2 protein-coding genes are annotated in these 1,784 nt (G+C 63.4%); both read right to left on the minus strand.

What is annotated here, in order from left to right:
• Positions 1-968: DUF1214 domain-containing protein (locus tag AC2VOP_RS07710; RefSeq protein WP_486960412.1), on the minus strand; the 968-nt coding region annotated here is incomplete at its 3' end.
• A 236-nt stretch (positions 969-1,204) separates the two neighbouring features.
• Positions 1,205-1,784 (minus strand): thiolase C-terminal domain-containing protein (locus tag AC2VOP_RS07715; RefSeq protein ID WP_486960413.1); only part of this gene is annotated, 580 nt, incomplete at its 5' end.

The following is a 1,784-nucleotide window of genomic DNA, read 5'->3' on the forward strand; positions in this document are numbered from 1 at the left end:
GTGGGCACCTTGACGATGAGCGCCTGATCAGGTTGAAGCGAGTAGTCACCGGCGCTAAGCCATTGGTTGTTGCCCGTCAGCAGCGGCCCCGGCATGAACGTGTCGGTCGGCTGTATGTCGGTGAGCGTGTTGGGCGCCGGCGCATTGGTTGCCGTTAACTGCCCCAGGTAATCTGGCGAACCGGCTTCCTGAGCGCCGTTGGCCGCGACGGGATCCAGTATCGACGCGATCTGTTGATCCGTCAGCAGTGGAGCCCCGGTAGGGCTCTTCACGCCCTGTTCCGAGATGGAAAAGCTGTCGTGCGGCAGGCCCCAGTTCACGACGCTGTCACGGACGATCGTCCTCTCGGAGTCGGTGGGGATCTCGATCCAGTTGCCTGAGTGGTGAGTTGGACTGAAGGTGATGGTGTAGCTGCCGTTGGCATTGGGAGTGAATTGCGATAATTCGACACTGCCGAGAGCGTGGTCGTCGGTAGCAGAGTTGACGAAGGGGGTCGTCACACCGTTGCCGGCAAGGAACGTGAAACTCACATCTCCGGTGCCATTGGGACCAGCGGGGGGATCGATCGTCATCGTGTATGTATGGCTCGGTGAGAGCGGCAAAGACGTGTACTGGTCGTCTGGATTCTGATACACGAGAAGGTTTTGATTGTTGGCACCGGGCGCGTCCCACCCGTATGGGGCAAACGGGATCGCCACGTTGTTCAGGTCGAGATAGTTAAACGCGACCGTCTGCGCGGCCAACATAGTCTGGAGAACATTCTGCGCATACTCGTGGGTCATCGACAGGTCAATGGGACTGATGAACGGGTACTGAGTCATCTGCGCTTGCATCTGTTGCTGTTCGGCGAGCAGTCCCTGAATCACGGGCAGCAGCGAGTCCGAGGTGGACAGAAGTTTTACAGCCGGACTGGACACCACCGGACCGGCAGCGGTCACCTGCGCGGCCATCGTCGTGATCGCCAGCACGCCGGCCGCCGCGGTTGCCGCAGCACGGGCCGCTCGAGCGGCCCGGCGACCGGCCCGGACGCGTGCGGCAGTTGGTCGCAGTGTGACGAGTCTGAACATGATGGTTGGCACGCTGCCCTCCGCTTAGTCGATCCAAAACTGGGTGGTTTGCGGAGGATAACCCACTGCTGAGAGGCTGTAAAGATCTCCGTTGACTCGCCAAAGGTGCCCGCTTGCAGCCCGCCCTCGGGCGGCTGTTAGCCGAGGATCAACCCCGACGTCGGCACGCCGGTGCCGGCGGTGACGAGGACGTGTTCGACGTCCTCCACCTGGTTCACCGACGTACCCCGCAGCTGGCGCACGCCTTCGGCGATGCCGTTCATGCCGTGGATGTAGGCCTCACCGAGCTGGCCGCCGTGGGTGTTGACCGGCAACCGCCCGCCCAGTTCGATGCCGCCGTCGGCGATGAAGTGCTTGGCCTCGCCCCAACCGCAGAACCCCAGCTCCTCCAACTGGATCAGTGTGAACGGGGTGAAGTGGTCGTAGAGGACCGCGGTCTGGATGTCGGCGGGCTCGAGTCCGGACTGCGCCCACAGCTGCCTGCCCACTAATCCCATCTCGGGCAGTCCGCCCAGCTCCGGTCGGTAGTAGCTGGTCATCGAATACTGGTCCGGGCTCGCGCCTTGCGCGGCCGCGGCAATGACGGCCGGCCGGTTCGGAAGATCCTTCGCCCGCTCGGCCGAGGTGACGACGACCGCCACGGCGCCGTCGGTCTCCTGGCAGCAGTCCAGCAGCCGCAGCGGCTCGGCGATCCATCGCGAATTCTGGTGATCCTCA

The organism is Mycobacterium sp. TH-M106, assembly GCF_057473765.1.